The sequence below is a fragment of the Stenotrophomonas bentonitica genome (genome assembly GCF_013185915.1).
In the GTDB taxonomy this organism is placed as follows: domain Bacteria; phylum Pseudomonadota; class Gammaproteobacteria; order Xanthomonadales; family Xanthomonadaceae; genus Stenotrophomonas; species Stenotrophomonas bentonitica.
The window spans coordinates 1,289,629-1,305,583 of the sequence record NZ_JAAZUH010000001.1; the positions used below are offsets into that span (position 1 = coordinate 1,289,629).

11 protein-coding genes and 1 riboswitch are annotated in these 15,955 nt (G+C 66.9%); of the genes, 5 read left to right on the top strand and 6 right to left on the bottom strand.

Annotated elements, in window-relative coordinates:
* Positions 1-65: 65 nt before the first annotated feature.
* Together HGB51_RS05795 and HGB51_RS05800 are read right to left on the bottom strand one after the other, a co-directional pair.
* Positions 66-1,352, bottom strand: a complete 1,287-nt coding sequence (locus HGB51_RS05795) for a sensor histidine kinase (protein WP_070207862.1) — start codon at positions 1,350-1,352, stop codon at positions 66-68.
* Positions 1,339-2,040 (bottom strand): response regulator transcription factor, encoded by a 702-nt coding sequence (locus HGB51_RS05800; RefSeq protein WP_070207863.1) that lies wholly within the window; start codon positions 2,038-2,040, stop codon positions 1,339-1,341. The genes HGB51_RS05795 and HGB51_RS05800 overlap by 14 nt, the downstream gene beginning before the upstream one ends.
* Before the next feature lie 132 nt (positions 2,041-2,172).
* On the opposite strand from HGB51_RS05800, the gene HGB51_RS05805 reads away from it, so the two are divergent.
* The 3 genes from HGB51_RS05805 to HGB51_RS05815 all read left to right on the top strand — a co-directional run bounded on the left by HGB51_RS05805 (position 2,173) and on the right by HGB51_RS05815 (position 6,786).
* Positions 2,173-3,885 carry an ArnT family glycosyltransferase gene (locus HGB51_RS05805; protein ID WP_070207864.1) on the top strand — a complete coding sequence of 571 codons (1,713 nt, stop codon included), beginning with the start codon at positions 2,173-2,175 and terminating at the stop codon, positions 3,883-3,885.
* A gap of 109 nt (positions 3,886-3,994) precedes the next feature.
* Positions 3,995-4,774: a phosphatase PAP2 family protein gene (locus tag HGB51_RS05810; RefSeq protein ID WP_070207865.1), complete on the top strand. Its 780-nt coding sequence runs from the start codon at positions 3,995-3,997 to the stop codon at positions 4,772-4,774.
* Positions 4,775-4,809: 35 nt separating this feature from the next.
* The gene (locus HGB51_RS05815; protein WP_070207866.1) at positions 4,810-6,786 is read left to right on the top strand and encodes a M2 family metallopeptidase; all 1,977 of its coding nucleotides are present in this window, start codon (positions 4,810-4,812) and stop codon (positions 6,784-6,786) included.
* Positions 6,787-6,916: 130 nt separating this feature from the next.
* Here the strand turns inward: HGB51_RS05815 and HGB51_RS05820 are convergent, their stop codons facing one another.
* Together HGB51_RS05820 and HGB51_RS05825 are read right to left on the bottom strand one after the other, a co-directional pair.
* Entirely contained in the window at positions 6,917-7,303 is a 387-nt protein-coding gene (locus HGB51_RS05820; RefSeq protein ID WP_070207867.1) for a hypothetical protein, read from the bottom strand.
* Between the two features lie 50 nt (positions 7,304-7,353).
* Entirely contained in the window at positions 7,354-8,577 is a 1,224-nt protein-coding gene (locus HGB51_RS05825; RefSeq protein WP_070207874.1) for a multidrug effflux MFS transporter, read from the bottom strand.
* Between the two features lie 291 nt (positions 8,578-8,868).
* A riboswitch (glycine riboswitch) is annotated at positions 8,869-8,970 on the top strand.
* Between the two features lie 86 nt (positions 8,971-9,056).
* Here HGB51_RS05825 and gcvP point away from each other — a divergent pair.
* Positions 9,057-11,936 carry an aminomethyl-transferring glycine dehydrogenase gene (gene gcvP, locus HGB51_RS05830; RefSeq protein WP_171966754.1) on the top strand — a complete coding sequence of 960 codons (2,880 nt, stop codon included), beginning with the start codon at positions 9,057-9,059 and terminating at the stop codon, positions 11,934-11,936.
* A 183-nt stretch (positions 11,937-12,119) separates the two neighbouring features.
* Positions 12,120-13,589 (top strand): hypothetical protein, encoded by a 1,470-nt coding sequence (locus HGB51_RS05835; protein WP_141739129.1) that lies wholly within the window; start codon positions 12,120-12,122, stop codon positions 13,587-13,589.
* 60 nt (positions 13,590-13,649) lie between these two features.
* On the opposite strand, the gene HGB51_RS05840 is transcribed toward HGB51_RS05835, so the two are convergent.
* Positions 13,650-15,044 carry an amino acid permease gene (locus HGB51_RS05840; protein ID WP_070207870.1) on the bottom strand — a complete coding sequence of 465 codons (1,395 nt, stop codon included), beginning with the start codon at positions 15,042-15,044 and terminating at the stop codon, positions 13,650-13,652.
* Between the two features lie 84 nt (positions 15,045-15,128).
* Positions 15,129-15,839: an AraC family transcriptional regulator gene (locus HGB51_RS05845; protein ID WP_070207871.1), complete on the bottom strand. Its 711-nt coding sequence runs from the start codon at positions 15,837-15,839 to the stop codon at positions 15,129-15,131.
* Positions 15,840-15,955: the final 116 nt, after the last annotated feature.

Sequence of the window (15,955 nt, forward strand, 5' to 3'; positions counted from 1 at the left end):
AAGGGCAAAAAAAAGCGTCGCAGGGTGCGACGCTCCTTGAGCTTAACATCGTCTTCACCCAGCGATCAGGGCAGCGATGCACCCAGGTCAAGGATCACGCGCGTGCCGCGGGGTTGGCTGTGTTCGAGGGTGAGCAACCATCCAAGGTGTTCGCACAGGCGTGCGATCAGCTCCAGGCCGATGCCGCTTTGTTCGTTGCGGTCGCCGCGTGCCATGCGTGCGTATACGGCGGCGATCTCTTCCGGGCTCATGCCCTCCCCCGGATCCTGCAGGGTGACAACGGCGCGGTCGGAAACGCTGAGGGTGATGGTGCCGCGACCGCTGTTTTCGATGGCGTTGCGCAGCAGGTTGCCGACGGCGGCCCGGACCACGCCGAGCGGCGCGACGATGTCCACGCGCGCCAGGCTGCTTACGGTGATCTGCAGGTCCTTGTCACCCAGCAGGTGGCGGTGGTCTTCGATGATGTCCGGGACCAGCTGATCGAGCGCGATGGGTTCTTTCAGCGACGCCAGCCGGGCCGGGTCGCGGGCCAGCACCAGCAGCAGCTGGATCAGCTGTTCCACGCCCTGCGCGGTGCGGTGTACACGCTGCATCTGATGGCGTGCGCGGTCAGGCACGCCGGGTTGTTCGAGCGCCAGTTCGGCCGCGCCGGTGATCACCGCGACGGGAGTGCGCAGTTCGTGGCTGGCGGTGCTGATGAACACCCGTTCGCGTTCGACGAACTGTTCGTTGCGGGCCAGGTAGTCGTTGAGTGCGGCGGCAATCACGTACAGCTCGGAGCTGCCGCGCGGGTCGACGTCGACACGCTGGCCCGGTGCACCGGGTTTCAGGCCGTCGATGTGGCGGGCCAATGACCGCAGCGGACTCACCAAGCGGCTGACGCCGACGGACGCCATCACCACGGTAACCAGGATCATCACCAGGCCGGCCAGCATCACCCAGCGGGTAGCGAACTCCTCCAGCTCGTGGAAGTCGTTGATGTCCAGCGCCAGCGCCAGCCGACCATGGCGTTCGGTGTTGCGCACCATCACGGCGGCCGAACGGTCGTTGATGACGATCCCGTCGTGCAGGCCCGGGTGCAGGGTGCGCAGGATGGGGGGAAGATCCGGGCTGTCGTCGACGGTATACAGACGCAGGGTGTCGGAATCCTGCCAGCGGTAATGCGGGTCGTGTTCGAAATGGCTGAGGATGCTGTCCAGTTCCGAATTGAGCAGCGCGCGCCAGGCCGAATGTTCGGCGTGTTCGTGCACGTAGTTGCCCACGCTGAACACCGCCAGCGAGATCAAGGCCAGGTAGCCCAGCAACCACCACAACAGGCGCCGGTGCAGCGGCGCGGGTTTACGCAGGCTCATCGCGACCTTCAGCAGCCGGTGCGCCGAGTCGGTAGCCGACCCGTGGCAGGGTGTGGATCAGTTTGCGGGGGAACGGGCCGTCCACGCTGCGGCGCAGTTCGTAGATGTGCGAGCGCAACAGGTCGCCGTCGGGAAGCTCGTCGCCCCACAGCGCGAATTCCAGCTGCTGGCGGGTGACTGCGGCGGGGCTGGCGCGCATCAGCACTTCCAGAAGCTTGCGGCAGGCCGGATACAGATGCAGCGCCTGGCCAGCCCGCTGCGCTTCCAGCGTGGCCAGGTCCAACACCAGGTCGTCCACCTCCAGCACCTTGCGCGGATTGCGGCCCTGCGCACGCACGTGCAGCGCTTCCAGCCGCACCTCCAGTTCCGGCAACGCGAACGGCTTGGTCAGGTAGTCGTCGGCACCGGCGCGGAACCCGGCGATCTTGTCGGGCAGTTCATCGCGCGCGGTGAGCATGATCACCGGCACTTCCGAACCATGCTCCAGGCGCAGGCGACGCAGTACGTCCGGGCCTTCCATGCGCGGCAGCATCCAATCCAGGATCAGCGCGTCGTAGTTCTGGGTGGTCGCCAGGTGCAGGCCGGTGATGCCGTCGGGTGCCACGTCCAGCACGTGGCCGCGCGCTTCGAAGTATTCGAACAGGTTGGTGACCAGCTGGCGGTTGTCTTCGATGACCAGGAGCCGCATGCGTCGGGTACTCGGGGGCAATGCCCCATGGTAGCGGCTGGATTGTCGGAATCAGGTCGCAATCAACCCGATTCGACACATTTCCTACACGAAATAGGACAAAGTCCCCCCTTTCCCTGCGAGCGGCCGCCCTTGTCGACGACCCTGCTGCGCCATCACTGGCGCCTGTTGACCCTGCTGGCCCTGCTGCTGGCATTGGCGGCGGGCATCGGGCTGCGTGCCCCCACCCCGCCGGACGAGCCGCGCTTCGTGCTGGCCGCGCGCGCCATGGTCGAGACCGGGCAGTGGCTGCTGCCGCACCGGGGCAGCGAGCTTTACGCAGAGAAGCCGCCGGTGTTCATGTGGATGCAGGCGGCCACGTACAAAGTGATCGGGCATTGGAACCTGGCGTTCCTGTTGCCCTCGCTGCTGGCCGCGCTGGCCACGCTGTGGCTGAGCTGGGACCTGGCCCGGCGCCTGTGGAACCGGCGCATCGCGTGGTGGGCGGTGCTGGCGCTGGCCAGCTGCCTGCAGTTCGGGCTGATGGCCAAGCGCGCGCAGATCGACATGGTGCTGGTGGCGCTCACCACGCTGTCGCTGTGGGCGTTGCTGCGGTACCTGCTGGAGCGGCCGAACACGCGCCTGCTGTGGGTGGCCGGCTTCGCCGCCGGGCTGGGTACGGTCACCAAGGGCGTCGGCTTCCTGCCGCTGCTGGTGCTGCTGCCGTGGGCGCTGTGGCGCTGGAAAGGGCAAGCGCACGGCGCCGCCGCCCTGCCCCGCGCCCGCGCGCTGCTGTGGCTGATTCCTGCCTTCCTGCTCGGCACGGCGGTATGGCTGGGACCGCTCGGCATCGCGCTGCTCAACGACCCGTCGCCGGAGCTGCAGGGCTACGCGCGCGAGCTGCTGTTCAAGCAGACCGGCACCCGTTACGCCAACGCCTGGCACCACGTGCAGCCGGCCTGGTATTACCTGCAGGTGATCGCCACCCTGTGGCTGCCGGGCAGCCTGCTGCTGCCCGCGCTGCTGCCGGGCTGGTGGCGTCGGCTGCGCCGCGGCGATGGCCGCTGGTGGCTGCTGCTGGGCTGGTCGCTGCTGGTGCTGCTGTTCTTCAGCGCCAGCCCCGGCAAGCGCGAGGTCTACATCTTCCCGATGCTGCCGGCGCTGTGCGTGGCCGCTGCGCCGCTGCTGCCCGGCCTTCTCCGCCGCGCCGGAACGCGCTGGTTGCTGCTGGCCTATGTGCTGGTGCTGGGCGTGGCCGCCACGGGCATCGGTGCGGAGTTGCTCGCCGATGGCGCGTGGGCGCATGCGCAGCTGGCCAAGCGCGGCATGCCGCAAGTACTGCTGCCGGTGCTGGGCGGCTGGCTGCTGGGCTTTGGCGTGGTGGTGCTGCTGCTGGCGGCGTGGCTGCGCCAGCGCCGCGCCGGCCCGCTGGTGGTGATCACCGCGCTGCTGCTATGGAACCTGCACGGATGGAGCTTGATGCCTGCACTGGGGCCGTACAGCTCCGCGTCGGCGTTGATGCAGCAGGTCGGTGAGCGCATCGGTCCGGAGGCGGAACTCGGCGCACTCGCCTGGCGCGAACAGAACCTGCTGCAGGCCGACCGCCCGGTGACCGATTTCGGCTTCAAGCGGCCGTGGGACGCGCAGTGGCATGACGCAGGCCCTTGGCTGGCGCTGGCACCTCACAACCGCTGGCTGCTGGTGCTGGAACAGGCCATCAGCCCGTGCGTGAAGCGCGAGCAGGCAGTGATGATCGGCAGTTCCAACCGCAACCGGTGGTGGCTGGTGCCCGGCACCGCGTGGGATCCGGCCTGCCATGCCGCGTTGCCGCGCGATGCCGCAGCCGGCGTCGACGACGGCGACTGAATCGCGGATGCATGCTGCTGCCGGTTAACACGCGGGCAACGAAGCTCCGACCGCGCTCCGACACGCCGCTGACGACCATGGCGCCGGTTTCCCCGCCGGCCCTGACTTGATGCTTCCCGTTCCTGCTGCGTCCGTTTCCTATGCGTCGAGCACGCCCGCGTCGACGTCTGTGTTCCTGCGTCGCCACCTCGCCGGGCCGCTGCTGGCCGCACTGGCCGCCAGCGGCCTGCTGATGGGCGCCGGCGGCGACCAGTGGCTGGCCGACCAGGTATATCGCCTCGAAGGCCACCACTGGCTGCTGCAGAATGCCTGGGCCACCAGCCAGCTGATCCACAAGGGCGGCAAGTGGCTCAGCGCGGCCGCCACGCTGGTGGCGATCCTGCTGTGCTTCCACGCATGGCGCACCGAACGCGCGGCGGCATGGCGCTGGCCGCTGCTGTACCTGGTGCTGGCGATCGCGCTGGGCACCGGCATGGTGTCGCTGCTGAAATCGGTCACGCACATGGACTGTCCGTGGGACCTGACCCGTTACGGCGGGCTGCGCGAATTCGTGGGCCTGTTCGACACACGTCCGCACGGCATGCCGCGCGGTGCGTGTTTCCCGGGCGGCCATTCCAGCGCGGGCTATGCGTGGGTCACCCTGTACTTCCTGGCGCTGCTGGTGCACCCGGCCTGGCGCTGGCGGGGACTGGCGGTAGGCCTGGTGGCCGGCGGCATCTTCGGGGTGTCCCAGCAGCTGCGCGGCGCGCACTTCCTCTCGCATGACCTGTGGACGCTGGCGACCTGCTGGACGGTGTCGCTGCTGCTGTACCTGCTGGTGCGCCGGCGCTGCCTGCCACGGCAGGGCCCGGTACCTGTGGCCCTTGCGGTGCGGCGGCGGCCCCACTAGCCTTCGCCGGTCTGTCACCACCCAAGGATGTCCCCGTGAACCACCGCCCGCTCCTGCTGGCCCTGGCTGTCGGTGCTGCCGCACTGACCCTGGCGGCCTGTCAGAAGGAACCGTCCCCGGCCGATGCGCCGGCCGCCGGCACCGCCGCGCCGACCGAAACCGCAGATCAGTTCATTGCCCGCGTCAACGCCGAGTACAAGGCCCTGTACCCGGAAATGACCTCGGCCCAGTGGCTGTCCTCGACCTACATCAATGACGATTCCGAGCGCGTGGCGGCCAAGGCCAACGAGCGCTGGCTGACCATCCTCAATGGCTGGATCGCCCAGGCCGGCACGTACGACGGCAAGCCGATGAGCGAGGACACCAAGCGCCAGATCCACCTGCTCAAGCTGATGACCGCCATGCCGGCCCCGCGCGACCCGGCCAAGCTGGGCGAGCTGACCCGCATCGCCAGCCGCATGGAAGGCGCCTACGGCTCGGGCAAGTACTGCACCGACGAAGCCAACCCGGCCACCTGCCGCCAGCTTGGCGACCTGGAGCAGGTGCTGGCCAGCAGCCGCGACTACGACAAGCAGCTTGAAGCCTGGCAGGGCTGGCACGCCACCACCAAGCCGATGCGCGCCGATTACCAGCGCTTCGTCGGCCTGGTCAATGAGGGCGCGAAGGAAATGGGCTTCGCCGATGCCGGCCAGATGTGGCGCAGCGGCTACGACATGCCGGCCGAGCAGATCGGGCCGGAAACCGACCGCCTGTGGGAACAGGTCAAGCCGATGTACGAGCAGCTGCACTGCTATGCGCGTACCAAGCTGGACGGCACCTACGGCAAGGACAAGGCCGAAACCGAAGGCGGCCTGATCGCCGCGCACCTGCTCGGCAACATGTGGCAGCAGGACTGGTCGAACCTGTGGGACCAGCTGGAACCGTACCCGGGTGCGGGCAGCCTGGACATCACCGCCGCGCTGGAAAAGCAGTACCAGGCCAACCTGAGCGGCGCGCTGGCCAAGGCCGGCGGCAACGCCAATGTCGAGACGCTGTACAAGGCGCAGCGTGAGGCCGAACTGCGCACCGCCAAGCAGATGACCGAACGCGCACAGGACTTCTACGTGTCGCTGGGCATGCCGGCGCTGCCGAAGTCGTACTGGGACAAGACCCAGTTCATCAAGCCGCTGGACCGCGACGTGGTCTGCCACGCGAGCGCGTGGGACATGAACATGGACGGCGACGTGCGCACCAAGATGTGCATCAAGCCGAACGAAGAAAACTTCACCACGATCTACCACGAGCTGGGCCACATCTATTACGACCTGGCCTACAACCCGCTGCCGCCGTTGTTCCAGGGCGGTGCCAACGATGGCTTCCATGAAGCGATCGGCGACACCATCGTGCTGGCGATGACCCCGCAGTACCTGAACTCGATCGGCCTGGTCGACAAGCCGCAGGAAAGCCGCGAAGCCACCATCAATGCGCAGATGCGCATGGCGCTCAGCGGCGTGTCGTTCCTGCCGTTCGGCCTGATGATCGACCGCTGGCGCTGGGGCGTGTTCGACGGTTCGATCACCCCGGACAACTACAACAAGGCGTGGTGGGACCTGAAGGCCAAGTACCAGGGCGTGGCCCCGGCCAGCGCGCGTGGCGAAGAGTTCTTCGACCCGGGCGCGAAGTACCACGTGCCGGGCAACACCCCGTACACGCGCTACTTCCTGGCGCGCATCCTGCAGTTCCAGTTCTACAAGGGCCTGTGCGACGCGGCCGGTTACAAGGGCCCGCTGCACCAGTGCAGCTTCTACGGCAACAAGGAAGCCGGCCAGAAGTTCTGGGCGATGCTGAGCAAGGGTGCCAGCCAGCCGTGGCAGGCGACGTTGAAGGAGATCACCGGCGGCGACAAGCTCGATGCCGGCCCGATGATCGAATACTTCACGCCGGTCAACGAGTGGCTGAAGCAGCAGAACCAGGGGCAGATGTGCGGGTGGCAGCCGCCGGCGGCTGCAGCGGCGGCGCCGAAGGCGCCGTAAGATGGAAAAAGCCGGCTGAGAAGCCGGCTTTTTCTTTGGGGATATGCAGCCACGCAGGGCGTGGCTCTACCCCAATTCGACGGTAGAGCCACGCCCTGCGTGGCTGAACCGCGCGGCCCTGCGCGGTGCGTCAGGATTTGGGTTTCAACGACGCGGCCAGCTCCGTCTTGAACTGCTCGAAATCCTTGCCTTCGGCCTTGGCTTCGGCGTGGGCGGCGTCCTTCAATGCGTCCGAATACACCAGGCGCACGGGCGTGCCCTGGCGTTCGTGCAGTTCGGCGGCCTGCATGATCAGCGCCAGCACACGGGCGGCACTGGGGGTCTGGCCGGCAATACGGCCGTCCATGCCCAGCACCCACTCACCATCCCGTCGCACCACGCCGGCCAGCAGCGTGCGTTGCTGGTCGCGCAGTTCGGCATGCGGTTCCACCGGCGAGGCATGCGCCTTTTCACGGTTGGCTTCTTCGATTTCGCGGCGCCGGCGCAGGTCACGGCGCAGTTTGGAGGTGGTCGACATCAGGGGGACTTCCGGACTGCATCAATGGGGACAGAATAGCGCACGGGGGCTCAGGCCACGCTCGCCGCCGCCTCGCGCCGGCGTTCACAGCGACGCTCCCAGAACCAGAAGCTGGCGCCGATGGCGAAGAAGCCGGCGTAGCCCAGCGCCAGGTGCAGCGGCGTGCCGCTGAGCAGCGGCGAGGCCACCCCGGCCACCACGGTGTTGATCATCAGCTGGATGAACATCTGCATGGAGGAGGCCAGCCCGCGCTGGTGCGGGTACATGTCCAGCACGGCCAGCGCCAGGATCGGGAAGATCAGCGCCATGCCCACGCCACCGATGAAGATCGGCAGCACCGCCCACGGCAGTGCGATCTGCCCAACCGCCAGCACATAGGCCAGGTTGACCAGCGCCGACACCGCACACAGGCTGAAGCCGATGCCCACCTGGCGCTGCGCGGTCATCCGCCCGGCCATGCGCCCGGACAGGAACGAGCCCATGGTCATGCCACCGATGGTGGGAATGAACAGCCACGCAAACCCGCCCTGCCCCAGCTGCAGGTGCTGCATCACGAACACCGGCGCCGAAGCGATGTACAGGAAGATACCGGAGAAGTTGAAGGCGCCGGCCGCCGCCAGCCGCAGCAGGCGCGGGTTCGTGCCCATCTGCAGGTAGCTGCGCAGCAGCGCGCCGGTGGACAGCGGCGTGCGCGCTTCCACCGGGTGGGTTTCCGGCAGCCACTTGCCGGTGGCGGCCAGCAGCACCAGCGCGAATGCCACCAGGAACCAGAAGATCAGCGGCCAGTCGCCGCCGCCGAGCAGGATCCAGCCGCCGATGATCGGCGCGATCGCCGGGGCGATGCCGAAGATCATCGAGACCTGGCTCATCAGCCGCTGCGCGTCGGCACCGTGGTACAGGTCGCGGATCACTGCACGGCCGACGATCACGCCGACGCCGGCGGTGACGCCCTGCAGCGCGCGGAACACCAGCAGCGTGGTCAGGTCGCGTGACAGCGCGCAGCCGATGGAGGCGGCAATGAACAGCACCAGCCCGCCCAGGATCACCCGGCGCCGCCCGAACGCGTCCGACAGCGGGCCGTGCGCCAGGCTCATCAGGCCGTAGAACAGCAGGTACACGCTCACGGTCTGCTGCACCGCCACCTGGTCGACCTGCATGCGCTCGCCGAGCAGCAGGAACGCCGGGAAAATGGTGTCGATCGAGAACGGACCGAACATGGCCAGGCCGGCAAGCAGCAGGGCCAGGCGGCGGGTGGAGGGCGAGGCGGCGGTCATCGGGGCTTCCGTGTGCGGCGTGCGCGAACGCACGCAGGGCGCCGGGCCGCAATGCGGTGGCGCCTGATGAATACGAGGATCAGGCCATGATAGGCCGTCCGCCTGCCTGGCACCATGCCCGGGCGCCGGTTACGGCCCTGTCCGCACCCCCTGTTCATGTGCCGGACGGCCGCTGCGGGACGGGTCGCTGGGCTATAATCGCCGGGCTACATGGTGGGAGAAGCGGCGCGTGGTACAGCGCCCGCTGCCGAAGGCGCAACGCCCGTAATCGCTCAGGCCCGATACCACCCGCACCAAAACTCTGGAGAGACCGGCCAGTGCCGGCGCCGAAGGGGCACGAAGCGCGCAGATGCGTACTTCCAAACTCTCAGGCAAAAGGACAGAGGGGCACCCAGGAAGACCGCGAGGTCCGGTGGTTCGTTGTCGTTTTCGACACGCCCGGCCCCAGGGCTTCCGAACGTGCGTGCCCACTCTTTTGGATGCCAGCCATGTCCCAGAACACCCCTACCCTGCGCGAGCTTGAACACCACAACGCGTTCGTCGAACGCCACATCGGCCCGAACGACGCCGAAATCGCGCAGATGCTCGACGTGGTCGGCCACGCCTCGCTGGACGCCCTGACCGACGCCATCGTGCCGGCCGGGATCAAGTCGCCGGCCCCGCTGGCGCTGCCCGACTCGCTGACCGAAGTGGAAGCGCTGGCCAAGATCCGCGCCATTGCCGACAAGAACCAGGTGTTCCGCACCTTCATCGGCCAGGGCTACTACGGCACCCACACCCCGAACGTGATCCTGCGCAACGTGCTGGAAAACCCGGCGTGGTACACCGCCTACACCCCGTACCAGGCCGAGATCTCGCAGGGCCGCATGGAAGCGCTGATCAACTTCCAGACCCTGTGCGCGGACCTTACCGGCATGGAGATCGCCAACGCCTCGCTGCTGGACGAAGCCACCGCCGCCGCCGAAGCGATGACCCTGGCCAAGCGTTCGGCCAAGAGCAAGTCCGACACCTTCTTCGTGCATGACGCCGTGCACCCGCAGACGCTGGAACTGCTGCGCACCCGCGCCGAGCCGCTGGGCATCGTGCTGCGCGTGGGCACCCCGGCCGAAGCGCTGGAAGCCGACTCCTACGGCGTGCTGCTGCAGTACCCGGACACCTTCGGCCACGTGGGCGACTACAAGGCCCTGGCCGACGCCGTGCACGCACGTGGCGGCCTGGTCGCCGTGGCCACCGACCTGCTGGCGCTGACCCTGATCGCCGCCCCCGGCGAATGGGGCGCGGACATCGTGGTCGGCAACAGCCAGCGCTTCGGCGTGCCGTTCGGCTTCGGTGGCCCGCACGCCGCCTTCATGGCCTGCCGCGACGCCTACAAGCGTTCGATGCCGGGCCGCCTGATCGGCGTCTCCATCGACGCCCAGGGCAACCCGGCCTACCGCCTCACCCTGCAGACCCGCGAACAGCACATCCGCCGCGAGAAGGCCACCTCCAACATCTGCACCGCGCAGGTGCTGCTGGCGGTGATGGCCTCGATGTACGCCGTGTACCACGGCCCGGACGGCCTGACCCGCATCGCCCGTCGCACCCACCGCCTGGCCGCGATCCTGGCTGCCGCGCTGCGTGCTGCCGGGGTCAACGTGGGCGAGCACTTCTTCGACACCCTGCACGTCAAGGACATCGACGCCAAGGCGATCCACGCCAAGGCCGCCGCCGCCCGCATCAACCTGCGCGCGATCGACAGCGAAGCCGTCGGCATCAGCCTGGACGAAACCACCACCCGCGCCGACATCGTCGCGCTGGGCCAGCTGTTCGGCGCCACGGTGGACGTGGATGCACTGGACACCGCCACCGCCGACGCGCTGCCGCCGGGCCTGGTGCGCACCAGCGCGTTCCTGACCCACCCGGTGTTCAACACCCACCACAGCGAACACGAGCTGCTGCGTTACCTGCGCTCGCTGGCCGACAAGGACCTGGCGATGGATCGCACCATGATCCCGCTGGGCAGCTGCACCATGAAGCTCAACGCCACCGCCGAGATGATCCCGGTGACCTGGCCGGAGTTCGCCAACATCCACCCGCTGGCCCCGGCCGACCAGGCCACCGGCTACACCCAGCTGATCGACGGGCTGGAAGCGATGCTGGTGGAATGCACCGGTTACGACGCGGTGAGCCTGCAGCCGAACTCCGGCGCGCAGGGCGAATACGCCGGCCTGCTGGCGATCCGCGCCTACCACCGCTCGCGCGGTGAAGCGCACCGCGACATCTGCCTGATCCCGGACTCGGCACACGGCACCAACCCGGCCTCCGCACAGATGTGCGGCATGAAGGTGGTGGTGACCAAGACCGACGCCAACGGCAACGTCGACGTGGAAGACATCCGCATCAACGCGGAGAAGTACAGCGACCGCCTGGCCGCGCTGATGGTCACCTACCCGTCCACGCATGGCGTGTTCGAGGAAGAGATCATCGAAATCTGCGAGATCGTGCACAAGCACGGTGGCCAGGTGTACACCGACGGCGCCAACATGAACGCCCTGGTCGGCGTGGCCAAGCCCGGCAAGTGGGGCTCGGACGTGTCGCACCTGAACCTGCACAAGACCTTCTGCATTCCGCACGGCGGCGGCGGCCCGGGCGTCGGCCCGTGCGCCGTGAAGTCGCACCTGGCGCCGTTCCTGCCGAAGGTGCTGGGTGGCGAAGGCGACGTCGGCATGGTCAGCGCGGCCAGCTTCGGCAGCGCCTCGATCCTGCCGATCAGCTGGATGTACATCACCCTGATGGGCAGCGCCGGCCTGCGCAAGGCGACCCAGGTCGCCCTGCTCAACGCCAACTACATCGCCAAGCGCCTGGCCCCGTACTACAAGACCCTGTACACCGGTCGCAACGGGCTGGTGGCGCATGAGTGCATCCTCGACGTGCGTCCGCTGGAGAAGACCTCCGGCGTGGTCGCCGAAGACGTCGCCAAGCGCCTGATCGACTTCGGCTTCCACGCCCCGACCCTGAGCTTCCCGGTCGCCGGCACGCTGATGGTGGAGCCGACCGAAAGCGAATCGCTGCACGAGCTGGACCGCTTCATCAACGCGATGATCCAGATCCGCGAAGAAATCGCCGCGATCGAAGACGGCCGCCTGGACCGCGAAGACAACCCGCTCAAGCACGCTCCGCACACCGCCACTGCCGTCTCGGGCAGCGAGTGGGGCCACGCCTACCCGCGCGAGCTGGCCGCCTTCCCGCTGGCCAGCCTGCGCCAGCAGAAGTATTGGCCGCCGGTGGCGCGCGTGGACAACGTGTACGGCGACAAGAACGTGATGTGCGCCTGCATCCCGATCGACGCGTACAAGGAAGATGAGGGCGTGGAGGTCTAAGACCTCACCGCTGGAAACGACAACGGCCCGCGCAAGCGGGCCGTTTTTGTTTCAACCGTGCCTGCATTGTCGGACTGATCGGATGACGTGCAGGGGTCGGTAGGAGAATCATGAAAGTTATGGATCTGCTTTTGATCGAGCATGCCGGGGTTTGAGCACCTCTCCCACTCTCGATCCCTGCACATGAAAATTGACGCAAACAACCCAATCATTCAGAAGGCAATCCACACCGGGCGCCCCAACCTTCGCCGATCGCTCAGCCTGTCCTCGCTGACCAACATGTCGCACCCCTGTCCGGATGCTGCCGTGATCCAACGTCAAAAGCATGCACCGGCACTGGACAATGCTACCGAAGCCCCGCCTGCCAAACGCCCCCTACTCGACAATGATCGGGCAAAGCGCATGCAGGCAGCACCGACCGTCCCCATCGCACTGAAATTGAATGGCCGGTGGCTGAAGAACACGGGGGAAGGCAAGACAGCTAACAAATACCGCCCGATAGCCGTGTTGTTCCATCAGAAGCCCGGGCACCAGGAGGCCATCAAACGCATCCTGGACCGTCGAGTGGCCATCTGCCATGACTTGGCCGCGCAGAGTTCAGGCTCAAGCAACTGCAGCTGGCTGTCATTCGTGCGCCCGCCGGAGCACTCCGAGCGACATCTAGGCTCCCATACAGTTCCGGCCCTGGTCCTCACGTCCGGAAGCGCCGGCAAGATTGCGGAGGAGCTGAAACGGAACCACGAGCTTGCCTGGCACCCGGCCAACATGCGCAATGAGCCGGTCTATCTTGTCCTGCACAAGGCAGAACTCTCCCACTATCAGGATTCATTGCGCGACGCGCTATCCACCTACAAGAACCTCCACCTTGTGGGCTGGGACGGGGGCGAGCTGACCGGTTTCGGAGCAGCCCGAGCGGCGGCGCTGGCCTTTGCTGACAGTCTCTCCTACAGCCCAGACCGAATCATCATGATGGATCATGACGTCGTGCTGACCAACGACACCCGCCCGACCAACCCTCGCGTGACGCAACGCGTGGAATCACTCCACCAAAGCACGGGCAAGCGAATCGTCGGGTACGGAACGGGCTACGGGCAACGATCTTCAGCCGTGCCCCGGACAGCCGGGGTGGTCGACCATGCGCTTGGAAAGCCCAAGGCGACCCAGCTGATCACCCCTACCCAGCAGTTCGTCTCCATCAAGGCCCCCTTCCGCGACCTCGACTCAGCACCTGATGGTTTGTATCCCCCCTACATGGTGTCCGGCAACGAAGACCATGTAATGACCATGAGCCAAGGGATCATGGGTGAAGAAAAAAATACCACCATCACGCGCCACAGGATCTCAAAGAAGACACTCGAAGGAACGGAATCACACCCCAACCTCTACGGGTCAGAACTGCGCCCCAGAACACTCGAACAGCTTTTTGAATCTGAAAAGGACACCCCAGTAGAGTTCGAGCATCAGACCATGACGCTTGAGGCCCTTGTCACGTTGTTTGCCGAGCGCGGCTGGATCGAGTCGCACCCGAGTCCAGAGTCACACCAGCTCTCATCGCTGATCATCGAGAAGATAATCATCAAGCTGCTGAGCAATGATGCAGACCCCATGCAGAGGCCAGAGGCGATTTTCAACGTAACGCGCGGCCAACGTTAAACGCATACGGCCCGCTTTCGCGGGCCGCATCTTTTCAGCGACTCTTCTCACGAACCGGCATCAGCGGTTCTCGCGACTCCGCCTCAACCGCCGTGCAATTTCGCTGCTCGCGGCAATCACCGCCGTCAGCGTCGCCATCGACAGGAACTGCAGGCGGGTGTGCTCTTCAGAGAGCAGCAGGCCGAAGATCAACGCCAGGATGCCCAGCGCGGCCACGGTCAGGTACGGGTAGCCGGCCATGCGGAACGGCAGGCGGGTGCCGTCGCGGTTGGCGCGGTGGCGCAGGATCAGCTGCGACAGCAGCGCCATGGTCCATACCAGCAGGCAGGTGGAGCCGACGATGTTCAGCAGCACCGGCAGCACCTGGTCCGGGAACAGCAGTTCCATGATGGTGGCGGCGAAGCCGAACAGCACGCTGGCCAGCACCGCGATGATCGGTACCTGGCGCGGGTCGGTCCAGCCCAGCACTGCCGGCGCTTCGCGACGCCGTGCCAGCGAATACATCATGCGCGAGGCGCCATACAGGTTCGCATTCAAGGCCGACAGCAGCGCGATCACCGCGATCAGGGTGATCGCCGCCGCCGCGCCCGGAATGTTGGCCACTTCCAGCACCGCCGCGAATGGCGACTTCAGCGACTCGCTGTTCCACGGCACCACCGCGATGATCACGGTCAGCGAACCGATGTAGAACACCAGGATGCGCCAGGCCACGGTACGGATCGCCCGCGCGATGCTGCGCTCCGGGTCCTGGGTTTCCGCCGCGGCCACCGCCACGATTTCGGTACCGCCAAAGGCGAACACCACCACCAGCAGCGCCGCGCCGATCCCGGCCAGCCCATTGGGCGCGAAGCCGCCATGCGCGGTGAAGTTGCTCAGCCCCGGCGAGGTCACGTTCGGCAGCCAGCCCATCAGCAGGGCAACACCGATCAGGATGAAGCCGATGATCGCCACCACCTTCAGGATGGCGAACCAGAACTCGAATTCACCGAAATTCTTCACGCCCAGCAGGTTGATCGCGGTAAACACCACCATGAAGGCCAACGCCGCCATCGGCACCGGTATCGCCGGCCATACCGTGGCCAGCAGGCCCGCCGCACCCACCGCTTCAGCGGCGATCACGATCACCAGCTGCACCCACCACAACCACCCCACGGTGGCGCCGGCGGTGGCGCCCATGGCGTCGGCGGCATTGACCGAGAACGCACCGCTGGTCGGCTTGGCCGCGGCCATCTCGCCCAGCGCATTCATCACGATGATCACCAGCGCGCCGGCGACCAGGTAGGACAGCAGCACCGCCGGTCCGGCGGCCTGCACGCCCACCCCGGAGCCCAGGAACAGGCCGGCGCCAATGGCGCTGCCCAGTCCCATCATGATCAGCTGGCGGGGCTTGAGCGCGTGCTCGAGGCGGGGGGTGGTGGACGAAGCGGGAGTAGCCGAACTCTGGGATGCGGGCATCGGTGTCGAAGGCGGGCAACAGGTGCGACACGATACCCTTTCCGGGCTGTCGCAGGCATCCTGCTGTGCGTCATGGACGCGGGGTCAGGCCTCGGCGCGGCCGGTGACCTGGGCGCGATAGGCGCGGGGCGACACGCCGACTTCGGCCTTGAACTTGCGGGTGAACGCGCTCTGGTCGGTGAAGCCGCAGGCCTGGCCGATGCTGGCGATGGTGTCGCTGCCATGCAGCAGGTGCACCGCCATCTGGATCCGCAGGCGGGTCAGCACCTGCTGCGGGGTCATCTGGAACACCTTGCGGAAGGTGCGCTCCAGCTTGGACAGCGAGAACCCCGTGATGTCCAGCAGGGTCTGCATGCGCACGTTCTCCGCGTAATGCGCGTTCAGGTGGGCCAGGGCCAGCCGCAGCTGCTCGTACTGGGTGCCCAGGCTGTCCTTCTGGCCAAGGTCGCGGGAAATGCCGATCAGCCCACGGATTTCGCCTTCCACCAGCAGCGGCCGCTTGCAGGTCAGGCACCAGCCCGGCTCGCGGTTGGCGAACAGGTGCAGCTCCATCAGGTTCTCGATGACCTTGCCGGCCAGCACCTGCGCGTCCTGGGTGGCGTAGTCCGCGCCCAGCCCGGTCGGATAGATCTCCGCCGCCGTGCGCCCGATCACCTCCTTGCGCGACTTCAGTCCCAACCGCCGCAGCATGGTCTGGTTGATGTGCGTGTAGCGCCCGTCGCGGTCCTTCATGAAGAACAGCACGTCGGGAATCGCATCGAACAGGGCTTCGATGTCGGCAGGTTCAACACGCATGCGGGGCGGAATGAGGAAGGGTTCTCCATAAGGATACCCCGCGCGGCCAAGCCGGCGAACGTGCGTGCCCATGTGAAGCACAGGTGCAGGCAGCGCCCGGTTCGGCGACCGGCGAT

What these genes read in the sequence shown, in the direction of transcription:
- HGB51_RS05820 (WP_070207867.1), bottom strand. Translation starts at nt 7,303, where the DNA reads ATGTCGACCACCTCCAAACTGCGCCGTGACCTGCGCCGGCGCCGCGAA.
- HGB51_RS05795 (WP_070207862.1), bottom strand. Translation starts at nt 1,352, where the DNA reads ATGAGCCTGCGTAAACCCGCGCCGCTGCACCGGCGCCTGTTGTGGTGG.
- HGB51_RS05845 (WP_070207871.1), bottom strand. Translation starts at nt 15,839, where the DNA reads ATGCGTGTTGAACCTGCCGACATCGAAGCCCTGTTCGATGCGATTCCC.
- HGB51_RS05825 (WP_070207874.1), bottom strand. Translation starts at nt 8,577, where the DNA reads ATGACCGCCGCCTCGCCCTCCACCCGCCGCCTGGCCCTGCTGCTTGCC.
- gcvP (WP_171966754.1), top strand. Translation starts at nt 9,057, where the DNA reads ATGCCAGCCATGTCCCAGAACACCCCTACCCTGCGCGAGCTTGAACAC.
- HGB51_RS05835 (WP_141739129.1), top strand. Translation starts at nt 12,120, where the DNA reads ATGAAAATTGACGCAAACAACCCAATCATTCAGAAGGCAATCCACACC.
- HGB51_RS05800 (WP_070207863.1), bottom strand. Translation starts at nt 2,040, where the DNA reads ATGCGGCTCCTGGTCATCGAAGACAACCGCCAGCTGGTCACCAACCTG.
- HGB51_RS05840 (WP_070207870.1), bottom strand. Translation starts at nt 15,044, where the DNA reads ATGCCCGCATCCCAGAGTTCGGCTACTCCCGCTTCGTCCACCACCCCC.
- HGB51_RS05810 (WP_070207865.1), top strand. Translation starts at nt 3,995, where the DNA reads ATGCTTCCCGTTCCTGCTGCGTCCGTTTCCTATGCGTCGAGCACGCCC.